Below are 17,093 nucleotides of genomic sequence, written 5' to 3'. Positions count from 1 at the left end.
GGGTGATTCGCGTATTGGATGTTATGGAAGAAGCCGGCCAGAGGCCGACGTCTGGCTTGATCGCCTTAGCGGACTTGCAAAAATCCAGAGCGGACGTCAGCAACAAACCAATAAGGGTCCTTCGCCGATCGGCATCGAGGGTCACTCGGGCAAGCCCGCCTTCCGAAGCCCCTCGATCAATCGCTTCGCCTTTGCCTGACCACCTCGGGCGATATAGGCCGATATTGTAAAGTTAATAATCGACCTCGATCAAAATGAGTTCGTGTTCGGGAAAATATCCGGTCAGTTGGTACTTGATGCAGCCGTCAGCGTCGTTGGACTGACACTTCGCTTCTTCGTCGAGATATATTCTCGTCTTCCCATTCCTAAATTTTACCTGCAAGCCAAGGCCGACGCGTTGGGCCAAGTCGCCAACCTGCGCCAGACAGGCCTTTTCGGACCGGTCAATTTCGCCTACGCCCTGGTCGCCGACGCAACGGCCGTCCTGCGATGGATGATCAGAGAAAGAATAGGGAACGCCAGCAGAAGCGGTCGCATAAATCAGGAAAAAAGCGAACGTTGCGATTGTTGCGAGCCGTATCAGGGAAGCCATCATCGTGAAGCCTACGTCCCTCGAAAGGCCGCACTTGACCGCAGAGCCTACGTTTTCGTCAAGTTAGAGCTGGGCGCAATCCTAACCGACCCTAAACTTCCGCTTCGGGGTCAAAATGCGACGTACTTAGGTTGAGCAAATCTGGTCCGCTGCCGCAATGAGCGGACCTCCGTCAGACGACGCGCAATTTCGCTGATTGGCCGCGAGCGGGCCGGCTACAAAAGACTGGCTCGCGCGTGGAGCGTTAGTAGCTCTTGACACTAACCGCCTCATTTCCCGTCTAAATTCGCTTTTAGAATTTGCAGGCCAACCTTACTAAGACGCATTCGGATAGTTGAAGGTATAGCCGTCTGTAGCTCGTCCTCTATCAGCTCGTTCGCAAGCAACTTCCAGAGCACGCGCGGCGAGACGCCATTGCGCTCGCACTTCCACGCGCTACCGTTCGGCCCATAAGTGCGAAACACTTTCTGGTCATTCGTCGCAATCATCGCGCGGCGAACCGCAGGCGTAACGTTGAATCTCTTGGGCTCCGAATGCCTCATCAACAGCAAGAAAGGCGATGCCAATTGGCTTTCGTTGATTTAAATCAAAGCAACCGCTTCGGGTCAGAACCTGCCTCCTACTATGCACGGCACTATCGGCTCACTTCCGAGAAGCGGACGTACAGTTCATTCGCATAACACGGCTTTTGAGCGGCTTCCCTCCCCTCAGGAACCAAGCGTTGATCACCGTGAACCTTGCGTTCGCGCGCCGTCTGGACTGCCAGCCGTCTGCGTCAGACTTGCGGTACAAATGAAGATGGCGCTCCGGCGGCAGTACGAAAGACCAAGCCACGTCGGACTGCTTCTTGAGGCGTGCAACTAAAAATAGTATACTATCTCAAGATGGCGGAACAACAAAAACAGTTCCACGTTGTAGTGGGTCTAGTCATCGCTCCGGGGAGCCTAAAATGCGGGCGACAACGTACGTCGCGCGTCAGATCGCGGCCCTGTTGGGCTACGCCCAGTTCACAGTGGTCGAGCGATCGAGAAGGCTGGTTAGCCGACGCTCTGCTCGTAGGACGGTGCTCGACCGGGAAGCCGTCGCGGAGCTTATCAAGCTCACCGACAACCTGCTCCGGCAGTACGGCCGAGACGTCGAAGGGGACGATAGAGTCATCCGCTGCTTCGCTACCGACGAATTTTTCGTCTCTACGCACACAGTGGAACCGGGCCTCGCTCGCTACCAAATTTCGCAGCACGCTGACGGTGAGAATACTCAAAGGTTTGTCGCAACGTGGCACCGCACTTCTGGCATAACAGAGCTGCAACTCTACCGTGACGGACCTTGGCGTCAGCGATTTCGAAGTTTCGCTGACGACTCACTGGAACCGGCTCCGCCACGGCTTCTACATTGAGAACGCAAGGTCCTGATCTGGTTTCACGTCGCCTTGACCCGACCCATCTGTTCCCCGCAAGATCACGCGGGCATAGAGTAGGCCGTGACCTCAACCAACGATTGTATAACTTTCGAGGGCGGACGGTGAGACTTTGCTGCGCGTCAGGAGCTGCCCTCACTGCACGTGCCTGGTCGGCTCACCTCCCAAAAGCGGACGTACAGCTCGTTCGCATACTGGGCTTTTGAGCGGCTACCCCTCCCCTCGTGCATCAAGCGTTAATCACCGTGAACCTCCCTGTCGCGCGCGATCGGGACTGCCAATCCTCTGCATCTGACTTGTGGTGCACCTGAACATAGCGCTCCGGCGTGAGTACGAAGACACCATCACCCCAAGACCAGAAGCCGTCACTATCTGTAAAGCCCTCCGCTCCGCGGACGATGATGGTTAGTGGATACTCCCCCTGCAATCATTGCGGCTTTCCCATTCCAATGCGCCGACGCTAGCGAAGAGGCGCCGGGTGTGAACGGCTTCACACGCCTGTTTCAAGTTCGGACCTAAAGTCATCCCCGCGCTAATATTGAGCGCGGGATGTTCATCTCAACAGGAATGGACCGGTGGGAGGTGCTGCGATGAGCACGACCTATGGTGCAATAGGGTTGAGACAGACCGCAGCAGCGACGCGGCGCGTCTCCAGCTTTTTCATGAGATATTTGAGTGGGTATCATGATCGGCGCGAACGCCGGAGGTTACAAGCGGTCTTGCATGACTTAGTGACCGGGAGCTACTGGACATTGGCACTTCTCGCGGCGAGATCGACTACGTCGCCTCGAACCGAGATGTCGATCCACGTGGCATCCGCTCCGCAGGATGAATGTCTGATATCCGGCGCCGATGGAGGCCCGAGACTGAACACGACCCGTGTCCACGATTTCGCACGGGCCGACTTCCGATATCGGTCAGGCCCGGAAGAAATCAGGTTGAGCATGGCGTGTCCGGTACACCCTAATCAACTGACATCCGACGGAAGTACCGGGTCGGCCCCTTCGGGCCAATTGCGGACTCAGCGTCTTAGCGGTTCGAGGCAAAGGTCTGAGGCCGCCTAGTATTCTGCTCCATATTTGAGACCGATTGCGTTGATCTGCTCTCGCGTGAATTCTTTTCGCGGTTCGTCGGGTCGGCTGCAGGTTTCGCGAAAGAAACCGTCGAGGCCTGGGGGCACCATGATCCACAGCAGAACCATTTCCTGATCTGGACTACTGAAACCATGCCAGGTGTTCCTGGGTATGAAGATCGTTCCACCTTTTTCGCAAGAGTGACGCACATCGTTGAGTGTGACCGTGCCACTGCCTTCCAGAACGTAGAAGGCCTCGTCCCTGTCGAGATGTCGGTGAACTGGAATGCCTGAGCCCTTGGGCAGCTGCTGAATGCCCAGGCCAAGATTATTGGACCCCGTTACCGGGTCGGCCTTGATGAAGATGTTGCCGCCATCACGAAAATGGATCAGGTGTTCACCATCTCCGGGACCAAGCACATAGCCCTGCGGCACCGGGTTGTGCGACTTCGCCTCAATCTCCTCGCTGTTTGGCATCGCGTGCTCCATTGGCCGATACTCAACAATGAAAAAGCCACAATAGCAGAATGCTCCATCACGAGCGACGCCCATGGTCAAAGAACGCTTTTGGTCGAAGGCTGCCCTCGGCGTCTCCACGATGGCTTTCCGCTTAGCCGTCGAAAGCGGACGGTGCGAGGCCAAGAGCGGAGGTCAGCCATGGGCCAGCAGCGGAAGTCAACGTGGGCTGAATGGAAGAGCCACTAAGCGAGGCGGCTTTAGGTCATCTTGCGCCGGAGCTTCTGTATGATCTCCCGCAATTCGGCGACATACTCCGGGATGACGCGGTGCGCTTCGTCCAGCCGTGACGGCTTAGCCTCGTTAGCCTCGTTCTGTTTGTCAGGTTCGGGCATAGCCCGATGGTCCGGCGTGGAGACGAGTACTGCTTGAGCTAGATCAACGAAGGTGTCTCACATTCCGAGCTCTCTGCGGATCATATCCCTATGCTCAACATGTGAAGCCCGGAGCATCCGGTAAGTGGTTAGAACGTCGAGAGCGAGGTCCGTCGAGCCGCCCGCGCGTTCCAGCGCATCAATAATTTCGAGCTGGCGGGCAATATGCTCGTCGCTCAGCGCAACGTGGCGCTCAGCCTGAGCTAAATGTGCCCGGATAAAGCCAAGGTCCATCCGGGCAGCGTACGCCTAGTCAGGCAGTTCTAAAACAGGCCACTTGGTCCGAAACTGGCCCGTACCGTCCGTTGGGTACTGTCCCGGACGGCAGCGCGGCATCACTTGACGAAGATCAAGCTCAATTCTCTTCGGGAACGGCTCTTGACTTTTGCGGCCAAGGAACGTGTCCGGCTTGGGACACTCGTGAAGCACCTGTTGCGCCTTTTCCACGACCTCTCTTGCGCGGTCGAATGCAAGGCGATCCTGCTGGCGTGACGGCCAATAGATCGGCGGAAGGAGGTGGGACTGCGAAGCCATGTCTGATGTTGCCATGCTGCGCTCCGGGCCGACGTATCTTTTGATCTAAACTTCAATCGGACGCCCTAAGCTCCCGGTTCCAAGTCCGCTCCGGGTCAAAATGCGAAGAACTCAGATTGAGCAAATCTGGTCCGCTCTCCCGTGACAAGCGGACCTCCTTGAGACCTAGCGCAACTTCGCAAATGGGCCATTACCGGACTTGCGTGCTATTCGATCATCCGTCCGCCCGTCCAAGCATGATGACGGCTTAAGGCGAGAGGAGAGGTGGTGATTCTGACCGGCGCTGGGACTATAGTCTCCAAAGTCAGCTTATGCCGCGGTCCTTTCGTCAGCCCGTGCGTAGAGGATTTGATCAATGACCAGCGGATATTTTGAAGACGTCGAGGTCGGTGACAGCCAGAAGGCTGGGCCCTATTCTGTCTCCAAGGAAGAGATCATTCAGTTCGCCAAGCGGTATGACCCGAGGCCCTTCCATATTGATGAGGCAGCTGCTGCTGGTTCCGTTTTTGGAGGACTGTCGGCATCTGCTGCCCACACGTTTGCGATCTTCATCTCGCTAACTAACCAATTACAGCCTCCGGTTCGTGCGACCGCCGGGTTGGGCTATGATGAACTGCGGCTGCCCAACGCAGTACGTCCCGGCGACGACCTCTATCTCGAAGCGATCACGTTGGAAAAACGCGAGTCGAAGTCGAGGCCCGATTGTGGAGTCGTTCGCGGCCAGTTCCGCTTGCGCAATCAAAAAGGCGATACGGTGCTGCAGTGCATCGGCAGCGGCCTCGTTGCGAGGCGACCGGATGCGAAAGCATCAACGTAACCTAATGTCGGCTCGGTGGGTCGTCTGCAATGGGTCAAAATGCGAAGAACTCAGTGTGAGCAAGTCTAGCTATGTCCTACTGTGCCGATGACATTGAATTCCGTCCCATTCGGCTGTCCGCTCTACACGCCCGAACAGCTCAGGTCTTGATATCGGCCCACCGGTTTTAGCCAGTAACGATGTGAGCCGAGATACGGCAGCGTTACTGTCTCTTGCGAACCCTGAACCAAAATCAATCGATGAAGACAAACCTTCATCGAGATTGCATTGGGATTCGCTCCCAAAGGTCACTCGATACATGCCTCTTGGACATTTTACATCGCTAAGGAGGTAGTCCCATGCCGATCGTTCAATTCACTCGCTTCAAAACCGACAAGCCCGAGGAAATGACCAAGGTTGTCGGGCGGGCGAAGAAAATCTTCGAAAAACACGGCGCCGAATTTCTTCGGCTGTCCCGTTTCCACACTGGCCATTGGGCAGGAGAGTTGCTGGTTACGACGCGCTACGCCAATTGGGAGGTCTACGGCAAAGTGCAGGAGGCCGTGGCAAAGGACCCGGAGTTCGCGCAGGTGATGGCTGAGGGGTTGAAAATTGCCGAACTACAGGGCCGTAACATCGCTGTTAGCATCGATCTCTAGTCCGGGCGCCACCCGGCGGCAAACCACGTTAAGCGCGGAGGCCGCTGGACATATTGCCAGCGGCCTCTTTTTTAGTTTGGGCGCCCTCGCCGACCAATGTCGGCTTCGGGTCAAACTCTGCCCGGAACGGTTGGTCTGGTCGGCGTCCGGTCTACCTCAAAAAGCCGAACTCAACCTTAGCTTCCTCCTCCAGAACCGACCGTGCTGACCTTGAGCGGCACAGAGACTATAGTGGCGTTTGCCATCCCTATAGTTAAGTCCGCTCGAAGGATTGACCAATGACCCGTATATATTTCGAAGATGCCGAAATTGGTGCCACCAGAAAGGCAGGTCCTTATTTGGTCTCGAAGGAAGAGATTATTCAGTTCGCCAAGCAATACGATCCGATACCGCGCCACATCGATGAGGAGGCAGCAGCACGTTCAATTTTTGGTGGATTAACCGCATCGGGCGCCCACACGTTTGCAGTCTTCATCTCGCTCACGCCCAAGCTCCAGCCTCGGCCTCTCCATGTCCTCGCCGGAATGGGCTGGGATGAGCTGAGGTTGCCGAACCCGGTACGCCCAGGAGATGAACTTAATCTCGAAGCGATTATTTTGGAGAAGCTGGAATCAAAATCGAAACCTGATCGCGGTATCGTGCGCAATCAAATCCGATTACGTAATCAAAGAAACGAAATCGCCCTGCAATGCATCGGCACAATCCTCGTCGCAAGGCGACCAGACGCGAAAGAATCGGCGTAAGCCGTTCTACAAGGTGCCGTCGGTTGGTTTCGCTCCGATGTCTCTTGCGGGTCAAAAGCGCCGACTTGACCGGCGGTCTGGCAGTTCCGGTTTGCCCCCGGCTGCTGACATCTCGCTGCGACATGCCAACGGAAGCGATGGGCCACAAGCGGAAGTTCAGCCCTACTCGATCACCTCGTCGGCCCGAGCGAGCAAGGCGTGTGGTACGCTCAGACCAAGCGCTTTCGCAATCTTCATGTTGATTACTAGCTGGAATTTGGTCGGCTGTTCTACGGGCAGATCGGCAGGCTTGGTGCCTTTGAGGATCTTATCAACATAGCCGCCCGCACGGCGAAATAGATCTGGTACATCGGGGCCGTAGACGACCAATCCGCCATTGGCGAATGGTCGGAAAAGATAGCTCGCGGGCAGACGATGCTTCGCTGCGAGTGCCATAACTCGCTGGGCATGGCGATTGATCAGATCATCGCTAAAGACCGTGATCGCATCGACGTGCTGAGCGGCGGCCGAAGCAAAGGCGCTATCCAGTTCCTCGGGCGTGGTCGCTTCAACTATCGGCAGAGCCACGCCCAACTGCCGGGCTACGCCGGGTGTCTCTTCGGCTAATGCCCGCCTATGGAGTGGGTTGTTCGGATTGGCCAAGAGAGCAATTTTCGAGGCGTGGGGAACCAATTCCCGGAGGATTTCTATTTGCTTTCCAATAAAACTTCCCGGAACAAAGGTTGCAAATCCCGTTGCGTTGCCGCCTGGTCGCGAGAGGCTCTGCACGAGGCCAAGCCCCACGGGATCGGCCACAACTACGAAGATAATCGGAATGGTAGCAGTTGCCGATTTCAGTGCTACGGCCGCTTGCGGCCCGGCGGCGATTATTAAATCGGGAGTTAAAGCCACTAACTCGGCAGCGAAATTCGGGAGGCGATCCGGCGCTTCGGCAAAATGACGATATTCGACGAACAGGTTCTGACCCTCAATCCAGCCCCGTTCGCTTAGTCCGTTGCGCCACGCGTCGCGACCTCGCACCTCCAAGAAAGAACTCAAGAAACCAATACGGCGAAGTTTTCCCTGCGCCCCAGGACGCGTAGGCAGAACGAGAAGCGCCGCAGTAACCGCTATGAACTGGCGCCGTTTCATTCGAACCTCATCGCCTTGAGGATGAGGTGGTAGAGTATCACGTCTCGCTGGTCCTCGCACGCATGCGAGGGATGTGCGCAGGACCGCTTTGGGTCACAAGCTGCCTTGCCACGGCGTCGGCCGCACGTCCGCTATTGAGGCAGAACCGGCTGAATGCGCGCCCTAGGGTGTGCTGCCATCCTGTTAAGTTTGCCACGGCGCTCCTTGAGTGTTTCATCTCAAGACTTTCGCTACATTCCGCCGGCCGATCGCTTGGTCGCGGTCGGCCTTTCTTTGTTTCACGGGTCCCTCTGGCTTCCCGAGCAACCGCGGGTAATTCGCACCCCTTGGTCTCGCTAGCCAGAGCATTCAAAAAGTTAGGTTGACACGGTTGACAAGGTTGACACCCGGTTGACACCGACCAGCTTGACGCTTCCGACACTTGGGTGTCCTGAGCCAGTCCTTCCTGCGCGCGCGGGCGCGCGCTTAGGCAGTTTTGTGCAACGAAGTGTCGAAAGTGTCGAAACTGTCGGGAAGCCCCACTTTTCTCGAGCTTTTTTGGCTCCGACACTTCCTGGACGCTCGTATTTCCCGACACTTTCAACTGTCGTTTTCGGCCTCCTCACCCTCTAAATCGTCCTCAGCCGAGGCGCTGACCGCGAAGTCACCCACCGCCTTGGTGGCCACGATGTCCTTCCAATAGCGCTCCTCCCCTCGGGACTGCTCGTAGTCCCGCTCCTTCATAGCGCTGGTCAAACTCTTCTTTGTCCATGGCCGCTCCCCGTTCTTCCTGCTCCAAACGACAAACAGGTTGTGGAGCTCTGCGTTAGACAGGCGCTGCCCCTCCGCCCGCATGGTGCATTCTTGGAGGAAGCGACCAAGGACGTCGCTGTCGCTGCGGTACTCCTCTGTCGTCTCCTTGATCTCCTCGGGGACGAGCAGGCCGTGGTCGATCCAATCGCGAAGGCCATCTAGCAATCGGTTTAAGATGCCCGAAGCCTCCGCCTTGAGCTTTGCCGATAGCTGTCTATCAACCTCTTGCTCGGGAACCGTAATTGCCCAGCGCACCATGATCAGGCGGCGCCACGTGCCCTGAGACGCCTCGCCGCCGTCCACCTTCGGCCGGTAGTTGCCCGACATCGTCAACTTGAACTGCGGCTTGAAGCTAAAGAAGCCCTTGTTCAGCTCCCGGGCTTGGATCGTGTCGCCTCCGGTCAGTAGCTTTACGTGGCTTTCCGACAAGCGCGCGTTACGCGCCGGCTCATCAGTATGGACGAACCTAATTCCCGGGAGGAGCGCGAGATCCGGCGTCGCCTGACCTCCGCTTCGCCCCCTGCCATTGTCCATGAAGGTTTCAACGGCAAGCGAGCACGCGTAGTCGCCGTAAATCGACGCCCACGCCTCCACCAGCGTCGTCTTGCCGTTGCGTCCCTTTCCCCAGAAGAACAGCAGCTTCTGTTCTGACGTGTCGCCCGTGAGCCCGAGTCCAGCCCATTGGTGCAGGAAGCGCTGAACTCTTGCCGAGGGCTGCACTTTCTTGAGGAAGGAATCGTACACCGGGCACGTCGCGCTTGCCTCGTATTCGGCATCAATAGCCTTCGTAATAAGATCAGCGGGATCATGCTCATAAAAGCTAATAGGATCCTCGTCGCCGCAGTTGCGATTGACCTTAAGCGTCCCATTCTTTGTGTTGATCTTCATGGGATCAGCGTCGAGCCGCGCCTGGTCGACCGCCATCATCGGCTCGGCCTGCTTGCGCAATGCCGTCAGATGCCGATCGTTTTCTGTCTCTCGACCCCAATCCCTCAATTTGTCGGATAACCTGATCTCCCGCTCACATTTGGCACCAGGAGAGCGAACTTCGACCACCGTGTCTTCATCGCTTCCGGACAGCGCACTCGCCTCGCGCTGAATCGATCGCGCCACGTACTGCGCTGCAATTCGCGCCGCGTCCTCCGCGCCATTCATCGTCCATCGGCAGCCGTCCCACTGAAACCACCCCCGCGTCGGCACCGCCATCAGCCGATCCTGCATCCGGCGGGCAAAGCGTTCGGCATTGCCTAGGTCCGTCAGGGGACACTGAGCCAGTTCTCCGTCGAGCTGAATCTGGTGATCCTCATCCAAACCGAGGCGCGCGAGAATAGAGGCGGCAATCTTCGGGGCCGCCGGCGCGAGGTCAGCAACCCGCCCAGCAGGCCGATTTTTGGCTCCGCGCGTCGCGACTGACCTCGGCTCCGCGAGACCGCGCGCAAAGCCTGAAGCAATGGTCGTTTTTGACTTATGGAGATTTGGCCACTGCCTCGCCACCGACTCAAGGGCGGAGCGGGCGACTATTTCGTCGAGGTGCCCGGAGGCTACAAGTTGCGCCAGCTTTATGGAGCTATGAAACAGCGTGTCATTGCGAGTCCCATCCGCTGCATTTCGCAGGGCGCTGATTTCATCGGCAAGGGCCTTCAAGCCGTAGGCCTCTTTTGACGATGCTCTGGCACTGGTCTGGCGCAAACCATCGCGGCGAGATGGTGCCGCCAAAAAACCCAGCAGTTCGGCTGGGGCCCAGGCCTCGGCAGCATCGTCCTCGCTCTGCCAAACGTAACCGGCGCCGTCTGACCGAAGTGAAGGAGGAACAATGACGTATCCGCCCTCCCCTCTCACATCGACGCGCCTCAAGATGCCGGCACGATTGCGTGGCATTGTCGCGCCGCCCTCGGGCAACCGAAAGTACAGATGCAAACCGCCGCGCGGAGTGCGGCAGACCCGTGTCGGTGGCAGCGGGCACCCCAATGTGGCCTCGAGGTGACCGAGGATTTCCGCGGCTTCATAGACCTCGCCTGTCTTGCTATCCGTTCCGGCGTCGATATCGACCACGAAGGCGCCTATGGGCGTGCCTGTCGGCACCCCTATCATGGCGTTAGGATACTTTCGCCACCAAGCTTCAATCTGCGCCTTGTCAGTAGTGGCCTTCTTAAGGCCGCCGGACGCTGGGATGGCTTTTCCGGTGACCGGATCCGCGTCTGCCTTGACGAGAGGTTGCTTAGTCTCAGGATGACACGGGAAAACCGGCCAGCCCTTCGCCGCGTACGCCAGCGCCACGGCCGCCATGCTGCTGCCGGGCTTCCCGGCCCCCTCCCTTTCCCGACTATTCATCGTGCTTCCTTCCACCTCGAAAAAGAGGTTGAAGGAGGCCGTCAACCGAATGATTCGCGCCCGCGGCCTACTTGCCGGTTTTTTGAGGAGGTAGGCCTTTTTGAGCGAGAGCTGGGACGAACTTCCCTTCGTGCAGCTCCATTTCCCTCTTTGCTTTCCTTTGGCGCCTTTCGAGATCGCCTCTGGTTGCGTCGTCCTGGTCGCCGGAGTTGAGCATCAGCTCAATGCTCCAATATTTAGCCTTTGCACGGCTATAACCGTGCAGCGCGCTTATCAGCTCTCGTAATTTATATCCAAGGGCTACCTTGTCTTCGTCATGCTCGCCAGTCGCAAACTCAAACACCTTGTGTACGAAGCAGAAGAACGGCGAGCCGTCTGACGAGCTGGCGCTTCCCGGGTGATATGCGTCGAAAACCTCAAATGCCTCCCGGATGAACCTATTCTTCACCGGGCCGAGAAATCGCTCTTCATAATTCTGAGCGCCACCTCGGTCAGCGATCTGACCGTCGCCAAACATCTTTTGTAACTTGCCGACAACCTCCTCCATCTGGTCGGCTATGCGGGAGGATAGTCCAACGAATTCACCGGCATTTCCGTCTTCGTAGGAAGGCAGCCAGCGAGGCTCGACACCATCGCCATAAAGTTCGGAAGGAATTCGAAGATGGAAACGGGACCATTCCCCGAGTGAGACAATCGCCGAATTGGCTTCGCGACAAAGGTCTCGGGCTCGGCCGAGTTCGGCCACCACATCCTTGACCCTTGGTGCCTGACGAGCCCGATACAGCGCACTATTGAGGCCCTCCGCCAAACTATGGACTTCCGCATAGGCTAAGAGGCGCGGATCCTGTGCCGCCATCGCCTCTCTTGCATCGGCTGGCGCATGCGCCTCAAGCCGGCGTTTGAAGGGCGCCAGTAGAGCTACCGCTCCTTCAAACGCATGTTGCGGACCTTTCGGCTCGATTTCTGCGTTTGGTCCTGGCGCAAAGTGATGGTTAGACATGTTCGTCCGCAGGCCGTGAATCGGTTTCTGTAAACCTAGCCCAGAACGGGGGAGGTTGACCGCCGGACTCCTCCCCGAATCATCTCCAAAAAGTGCGGATGATCACAAGATCTCCACACATACCTTCCGCCAACGACCGAATTGCCGAAATCGCCGAGCTTTTGGCGCTCGCCCTCAGCCGGATCCAGGCCCGAAAGGCAAGCGGATTTTCCGACCACACGGGAGATGTTTCACTCGACATCTCGCCCGACCAGAGCGGACATGCCGCGCCTTTGGACTGGAGAATGGCGGATGGCTAGCGGCGGCGTTTTGGCGCAGATTTCGGCTCTCAAGAGTGCCCCCGTGGGCGCTCTGAAGGCGCGCTGGCGCGAGCTGTTCGGCTCGGAGCCGCCTCCCTACAACCGCCGTTTCCTTGAAAGCCGGTTGGCGTACCGGATCCAGGAGCTGGCGTACGGCGGCCTGTCCGCTGACACAGTCCGCCGCCTGGAGGCCCTGGCGGCCGACCTCCCGTCCAAGGGCAGCAAGCGGGTCCGGCACAAAAATTCGGACCGCCCCGTCAGCGGCACGCGTCTTATTCGGGAGTGGAAGGGCGTCGAGCATCGGGTGACGGTCCGCGAGGCCGACTACGAGTACCAAGGGAGGCCTTACAAATCGCTTTCGGCGGTCGCCCGAGCGATCACGGGAACGCGGTGGAATGGCCTCGTTTTCTTCGGCTTGAAGAGCCAGCGGGCATCGGTATGAGCAAGCCGATCGTTCGCAAGCTGCGTTGTGCGGTCTATACCCGCAAGTCCAGCGAGGAAGGCCTGGACATGGAATTCAACTCCCTGGAGGCCCAGCGGGAAGCATGCGAGGCCTATGTCGCAAGCCACAAGCAGGAAGGTTGGCTTCTCGTTCCTGATCAATATGATGACGGCGGTTTCTCCGGCGGCACGCTGGAGCGCCCCGCGCTCAAGCGCCTCTTGGCTGACATCGAGGCCGGCAAGGTAGACGTCGTCGTGGTCTACAAGATCGACCGGCTGTCGCGGTCGTTAATGGACTTTTCCAAGCTGGTAGAAGCGTTCGACCGACGCACGGTCACCTTTGTCTCGGTCACGCAGGCCTTTAACACCACTACTTCCATGGGGCGGCTGACGCTCAACATCTTGCTCTCCTTTGCCCAATTCGAGCGCGAGGTAACCGGTGAGCGCATCCGCGACAAGTTCGCGGCTTCTCGCAAAAAGGGCATGTGGATGGGCGGCTGGGCGCCGTTCGGCTACGAAGTCAAAGATCGCAAGCTGGTGATCAATGACCAGGACGCGGAGACCATCCGGTGGATCTTCCGCAGGTTCGTGACTTTGGGCTCGGCCACTCTCCTCGCCCGAGAGCTTAAGCAGAAGGACCTCCGAAATCGTTACGGCCAGGCCATCGACAAGGGCGTGCTCTACAAGATGCTGAACAATCGGACCTACATCGGGGACGCGGTTCACAAGGGTACGGCCTATCCCGGCGAGCACAACGCCATCATCGAGCGCAAGCTTTGGGACCAGGTGCACTCCATCCTGCAGGAGAGCCCTCGCAAGCGAGCCGCAAAGCACCGGGCGCAGACCCCTGCCCTGCTCAAGGGGCTGATTTTGGACTCAGTTGGCGTTGCAATGTCTCCCACTCATACTCGCCGTCGGGGAAAGCTGTACCGCTATTACGTCAGCCAACAAACCATCAAAGGCGCGGCTGCATCCAGCGCGGCCTTCCGCGTCCCCGCAGGGGAGATTGAGGAGATCGTCGTGGACCAGATCCGCCGCGTGCTTGCCTCCCCTGAGCTGATCGTGGCGACCTGGAAGAAAATGCGAATCCACGCGCCCGGGACGACCGAGCGATGGGTCCGCGATACCCTCGTCCACTTTGATCAGCTGTGGAGCGAATTATTCCCCGCGGAGCAATCCCGCATCCTGCAGCTCGTTGTGGCTAAGGTCGTCGTCGCGGCTGCAAAGGTCGATTTGCATCTTCGGGTGGACGGCTTCGCGACGCTGGCCGCGGATCTCAAGGCCAGCGGGACGCTCGCGGAGGCCGCATGACAAACAAGCCGAAACAGAATGTGCGGCTCAGCCGCGACGGAAGCGAGCTCGTTGTTAGCATCCCAGTCGACTTCCGGCAGAGCGGCGGCCGGAAGCAAATCGTGGTTCCTGCGGGAGTAGAGGACTGGACTGCTCCTCGATCACGCCCAAGCAACAGTCTGATTGCTGCTCTCGCGAGAGCGCATCGATGGCGCCGGCTCATCGAGATTGGACATTATTCTTCGGCCGCAGAGCTTTCCAAACGTGAGGCAGTTAACGAGTCCTACGTCTGCAGGGTGCTCCGCCTTACCCTGCTCGCTCCGGATCTGGTCCAGTCCATCTTGGACGGTCGACAAAGCAAAACACTTGAGCTGAAATCGTTGCTGAAACCATTCCCCGCGGACTGGCCCGCACAACGAACTCACTTCCGTTTTTGAAGTGCGGAGAGCAAGATGGGCTCGCAGAGGTGTGTCACGGCCTCAGCTCACTGCGAAAAGCTTTTGACATAATGTGCTGGCTAGCACACGGAGTTCGAGCGCGCTAGTTAGGTACAGTTGGGTGGGAACCGCGAACCATCGACTTCAGCATTGAAAAAATCAGAGGAAATTCTGCGTTGCTTTTGTAGCAGGGTTTTGTATTCCGTAAAGAGCCTCACGAGAGGTCGTTGTTGGGACTGGCGTGCATGACGTGGCGTAAGGGGTTCTTTCGAGCTTGGGTTGTTCTCGCGGTCCTGTGGGTAGGCCTCGCTGTTCTAATCTCAAAGCCGCAAACGTACGCGGGCCTATGGCGCGCACCGAAATACGAAATTGAATTGGGCAGCGGTCAGCGGATCACCCTAGACACCTCGATGAGACGCCGTGACCTCGCTGATGTCCTGAATGTGGAGCTGAAGCAGCAAGCCACACGACCTGGCGGAAAGGTCGAGACGACCACGCGCGATGATATTCTCACAGCGATAGACGCCAGATACAGTACTGCAGGTGATCAGGCGCAAGAAGCTTGGCTAGTTACCCTTCTGCCGCCTTTCGGCCTACTGATCCTAGGTGGGGCCATCGGTTGGGTTCTGAGTGGCTTTCGCCGGGCCTAGCCCGCCTCAGAGCACCCGCAGCTCTCTGCACAATGGCACCCTCCATTCAACGGTATGTAGACAACGCCATCAAAGTCAGACGGCCTTTCATCCTCTTGGGGCTCACCAACGCCGCTACTACCTTTGCAGCAGAGCCTTCATGCTGAGAGCCAAGCCGATACATGGACGGCTGCGCCTTCAGCGCGTCAAACATCAGGCCTCGTCAATGTCATCTTCGTCGTCAGGCGAGAGGCCGAAGTTGGCCGGGTTTTCCAGCCTATAAGACTTTCCTTCACGCGCTAACGTTCCAACCACACGAACGTATAGATGCTGATGGTGGGCCATGACAGCAGTCTGGTAGTCGCGGTCCAGTAAAGCGAGAGTAATTTTGCGCGACTTTCCTTCTACCGGGGCCAACACAGTAACCATACCGAAGGAGGCCGTCTCCTCTCTTTGCAGCTTAATCACGGGCCCTTTGATCTCGTAGTTCTCAACTCGGTCAAATACTCGAAAGAGCCGTGCAGCTTCTTGAAGGGTTGGAACGATGTCACTGCTTATGAGGGTGCGGGAATGGACCTCATTCGGTGTGGGCCGATTTAGCGCCCACGAGACGGAAAGTTCAACGGAGGCTGGGTCGGCCGCAGCAAAGAGGCCAGCTATGCCCTCGCAAAGATTAGCGCTAACGCCGCTAGCAACGGCCTCTTGAAAGGGACTGAAATCAGCTCCCGTGACTGAGCTTTCCGCTGCGCGGACCGCGAGGTGCACGGACCGCGCCAACGTCTGGACCACTCGCCGCTCAAAGGGCTCCTCAGGAAAGAGGTCCGTGTCGCTGTGTGGTGTCAACTGCGGTGCAACCGGTGACAGAAGGGTGAGCACATAGCTCCCATGTTCCGTCTGACCTAGTTTTGCTTTCCTCATATAGTCACTAGCGGCTTGTGGGCGCCGAGAATGGAAGACGGCTTGGGGTTTCACCGTCGAACATGCTGCCGCATACAGCGTGTCTCTAGCCCGTTCGAACAGCAAGACCCCCTCCTCGATGTCGACAGTGCCATCCGCCGTGCGTGTGGATTGAGACGCCAGTCGGACAATATCAAAACCAGAGTTGTACAAGTCGCGGAGGATTTCGAGCTGTGAGCGATTTTCGACAGCCTCGAGCTCGCGGAGAGCTTCGCGAAATAACAATGTATAGTCGGCTGCACTTCGATCCGCCGGGATGATTATCTCCGCTTTGGGATGTGCGGCGTTGTGCCAGACAGTGAACGGCCGCCCTGATGCTTCTCCAAAGCGCTCCCAGCCGTGGGCTCGCAGATATCCAATGGCGTTGAGATGCCGGATCGCGCCAATGGCAAGCTGGTCCTTTATAGAAGCCCTCATAGCTCGATCCCATCAGCTATCTTGGCCATCATCGTTTGCAAGACTTGTGGGCCGAAAACGTTCATTCTGGATATATGAACTGTCTGAGTCGCGGTGTTAGTGCTCGACGGCATCGCCTTCAGGGAAACCCAATACGCGCAGTGCCTAAGCAGGAGAGCGTGCTCGGACTGCATGATCCACTCTTGAACATCGTCAGGGACAAGCACCAGAACCAAAATGCGAGGAATGCAGACCTTTACGTCTCTCAAGGCGTCATAGGTATCCAAGTCCAAAGAGTATGATATGGGATCGCTCGTGGCCATACCGCTCCTCTCGCACTTCGCTTGAATGTCGATTTGCGGTTTGTTCAAAATCTTTCCTTGCACGCGCGAGCGCACAAGGTAGTCAACCTTGTCGTTGTCTAGGGTGACGGCCTCAACTCCGCACCCTGCCGCAGCGCAAATCGCGCTTATGTACGATCCAGAAAATGCGTCCTGCCGATGAGAAATGGCTGCGTAATCTGAAACAGCTAACATGAGCCCCTGCCCGCTCGCCCCTCGGCAGTCTTGATTGAATGTTGGCGCCGTGCAATCCCAAAATGTCGTGTTGCCCCTCCTTGGCCCGAACTATCGCCGGCTACTGCGCTGTACGGCCTATTCGCGCCCGCCTCCATCGGCGCTAACCACG

At 57.7% G+C, this 17,093-nt stretch carries 14 protein-coding genes; 6 read left to right on the top strand and 8 right to left on the bottom strand.

From position 1 onward, the window contains the following. Positions 1-232: 232 nt before the first annotated feature. The 3 genes from ACNJYA_RS02705 to ACNJYA_RS02695 form a co-directional block, all read right to left on the bottom strand. On the bottom strand, positions 233-595 hold the full coding sequence (locus ACNJYA_RS02705; RefSeq protein WP_439401988.1) for a hypothetical protein: 363 nt from the start codon (positions 593-595) through the stop codon (positions 233-235). Between the two features lie 2,474 nt (positions 596-3,069). Next, positions 3,070-3,678 (bottom strand): cupin domain-containing protein, encoded by a 609-nt coding sequence (locus ACNJYA_RS02700; RefSeq protein ID WP_439401987.1) that lies wholly within the window; start codon positions 3,676-3,678, stop codon positions 3,070-3,072. 311 nt (positions 3,679-3,989) lie between these two features. After that, complete coding sequence (locus ACNJYA_RS02695) at positions 3,990-4,205, bottom strand: hypothetical protein (RefSeq protein WP_439401986.1); 216 nt, start codon at positions 4,203-4,205, stop codon at positions 3,990-3,992. A 105-nt stretch (positions 4,206-4,310) separates the two neighbouring features. Here ACNJYA_RS02695 and ACNJYA_RS02690 point away from each other — a divergent pair, with 105 nt between their 5' ends. The 4 genes from ACNJYA_RS02690 to ACNJYA_RS02675 all read left to right on the top strand — a co-directional run bounded on the left by ACNJYA_RS02690 (position 4,311) and on the right by ACNJYA_RS02675 (position 6,703). After that, the gene (locus ACNJYA_RS02690) at positions 4,311-4,463 is read left to right on the top strand and encodes a hypothetical protein (protein ID WP_439401985.1); all 153 of its coding nucleotides are present in this window, start codon (positions 4,311-4,313) and stop codon (positions 4,461-4,463) included. 397 nt (positions 4,464-4,860) lie between these two features. Next, entirely contained in the window at positions 4,861-5,322 is a 462-nt protein-coding gene (locus ACNJYA_RS02685) for a MaoC/PaaZ C-terminal domain-containing protein (protein WP_439401984.1), read from the top strand. A gap of 338 nt (positions 5,323-5,660) precedes the next feature. Then, positions 5,661-5,960, top strand: a complete 300-nt coding sequence (locus ACNJYA_RS02680) for a hypothetical protein (protein WP_439401983.1) — start codon at positions 5,661-5,663, stop codon at positions 5,958-5,960. A gap of 278 nt (positions 5,961-6,238) precedes the next feature. Continuing rightward, positions 6,239-6,703: a MaoC/PaaZ C-terminal domain-containing protein gene (locus ACNJYA_RS02675; RefSeq protein WP_439401982.1), complete on the top strand. Its 465-nt coding sequence runs from the start codon at positions 6,239-6,241 to the stop codon at positions 6,701-6,703. A 162-nt stretch (positions 6,704-6,865) separates the two neighbouring features. Here ACNJYA_RS02675 and ACNJYA_RS02670 read toward each other — a convergent pair whose 3' ends face one another. The 3 genes from ACNJYA_RS02670 to ACNJYA_RS02660 form a co-directional block, all read right to left on the bottom strand. Further along, complete coding sequence (locus tag ACNJYA_RS02670) at positions 6,866-7,834, bottom strand: ABC transporter substrate-binding protein (RefSeq protein ID WP_439401981.1); 969 nt, start codon at positions 7,832-7,834, stop codon at positions 6,866-6,868. A 579-nt stretch (positions 7,835-8,413) separates the two neighbouring features. After that, a complete protein-coding gene (locus ACNJYA_RS02665) occupies positions 8,414-11,002 on the bottom strand; it encodes a phage/plasmid primase, P4 family (protein ID WP_439401980.1) in 2,589 nt (862 codons plus the stop codon). A 22-nt stretch (positions 11,003-11,024) separates the two neighbouring features. Then, entirely contained in the window at positions 11,025-11,813 is a 789-nt protein-coding gene (locus tag ACNJYA_RS02660; protein WP_439401979.1) for a hypothetical protein, read from the bottom strand. A 435-nt stretch (positions 11,814-12,248) separates the two neighbouring features. On the opposite strand from ACNJYA_RS02660, the gene ACNJYA_RS02655 reads away from it, so the two are divergent. Together ACNJYA_RS02655 and ACNJYA_RS02650 are read left to right on the top strand one after the other, a co-directional pair. Next, a complete protein-coding gene (locus tag ACNJYA_RS02655) occupies positions 12,249-12,698 on the top strand; it encodes a DUF2924 domain-containing protein (RefSeq protein ID WP_439401978.1) in 450 nt (149 codons plus the stop codon). Continuing rightward, positions 12,695-14,008 carry a recombinase family protein gene (locus ACNJYA_RS02650; RefSeq protein WP_439401977.1) on the top strand — a complete coding sequence of 438 codons (1,314 nt, stop codon included), beginning with the start codon at positions 12,695-12,697 and terminating at the stop codon, positions 14,006-14,008. The genes ACNJYA_RS02655 and ACNJYA_RS02650 overlap by 4 nt, the downstream gene beginning before the upstream one ends. A gap of 1,258 nt (positions 14,009-15,266) precedes the next feature. On the opposite strand, the gene ACNJYA_RS02645 is transcribed toward ACNJYA_RS02650, so the two are convergent. Together ACNJYA_RS02645 and ACNJYA_RS02640 are read right to left on the bottom strand one after the other, a co-directional pair. Then, positions 15,267-16,427 carry a hypothetical protein gene (locus ACNJYA_RS02645; RefSeq protein WP_439365281.1) on the bottom strand — a complete coding sequence of 387 codons (1,161 nt, stop codon included), beginning with the start codon at positions 16,425-16,427 and terminating at the stop codon, positions 15,267-15,269. Then, a complete protein-coding gene (locus ACNJYA_RS02640) occupies positions 16,424-16,942 on the bottom strand; it encodes a DUF4365 domain-containing protein (RefSeq protein WP_439401976.1) in 519 nt (172 codons plus the stop codon). The genes ACNJYA_RS02645 and ACNJYA_RS02640 overlap by 4 nt, the downstream gene beginning before the upstream one ends. Between the last annotated feature and the right edge of the window lie 151 nt (positions 16,943-17,093).

The sequence above is a fragment of the Bradyrhizobium sp. BLXBL-01 genome, assembly GCF_051853025.1.
In the GTDB taxonomy this organism is placed as follows: Bacteria; Pseudomonadota; Alphaproteobacteria; order Rhizobiales; family Xanthobacteraceae; genus Bradyrhizobium.
Note: the sequence above shows the minus strand (reverse complement) of the source record. Positions and strands in the feature narration are given on the sequence as shown.

Coding starts and splice junctions, on each gene's coding strand:
- ACNJYA_RS02695 (WP_439401986.1), bottom strand. CDS start 4,205: ATGGACCTTGGCTTTATCCGGGCACATTTAGCTCAGGCTGAGCGCCAC.
- ACNJYA_RS02640 (WP_439401976.1), bottom strand. CDS start 16,942: ATGTTAGCTGTTTCAGATTACGCAGCCATTTCTCATCGGCAGGACGCA.
- ACNJYA_RS02655 (WP_439401978.1), top strand. CDS start 12,249: ATGGCTAGCGGCGGCGTTTTGGCGCAGATTTCGGCTCTCAAGAGTGCC.
- ACNJYA_RS02675 (WP_439401982.1), top strand. CDS start 6,239: ATGACCCGTATATATTTCGAAGATGCCGAAATTGGTGCCACCAGAAAG.
- ACNJYA_RS02660 (WP_439401979.1), bottom strand. CDS start 11,813: ATGGCGGCACAGGATCCGCGCCTCTTAGCCTATGCGGAAGTCCATAGT.
- ACNJYA_RS02680 (WP_439401983.1), top strand. CDS start 5,661: ATGCCGATCGTTCAATTCACTCGCTTCAAAACCGACAAGCCCGAGGAA.
- ACNJYA_RS02645 (WP_439365281.1), bottom strand. CDS start 16,427: ATGAGGGCTTCTATAAAGGACCAGCTTGCCATTGGCGCGATCCGGCAT.
- ACNJYA_RS02650 (WP_439401977.1), top strand. CDS start 12,695: ATGAGCAAGCCGATCGTTCGCAAGCTGCGTTGTGCGGTCTATACCCGC.
- ACNJYA_RS02670 (WP_439401981.1), bottom strand. CDS start 7,834: ATGAAACGGCGCCAGTTCATAGCGGTTACTGCGGCGCTTCTCGTTCTG.
- ACNJYA_RS02685 (WP_439401984.1), top strand. CDS start 4,861: ATGACCAGCGGATATTTTGAAGACGTCGAGGTCGGTGACAGCCAGAAG.
- ACNJYA_RS02705 (WP_439401988.1), bottom strand. CDS start 595: ATGATGGCTTCCCTGATACGGCTCGCAACAATCGCAACGTTCGCTTTT.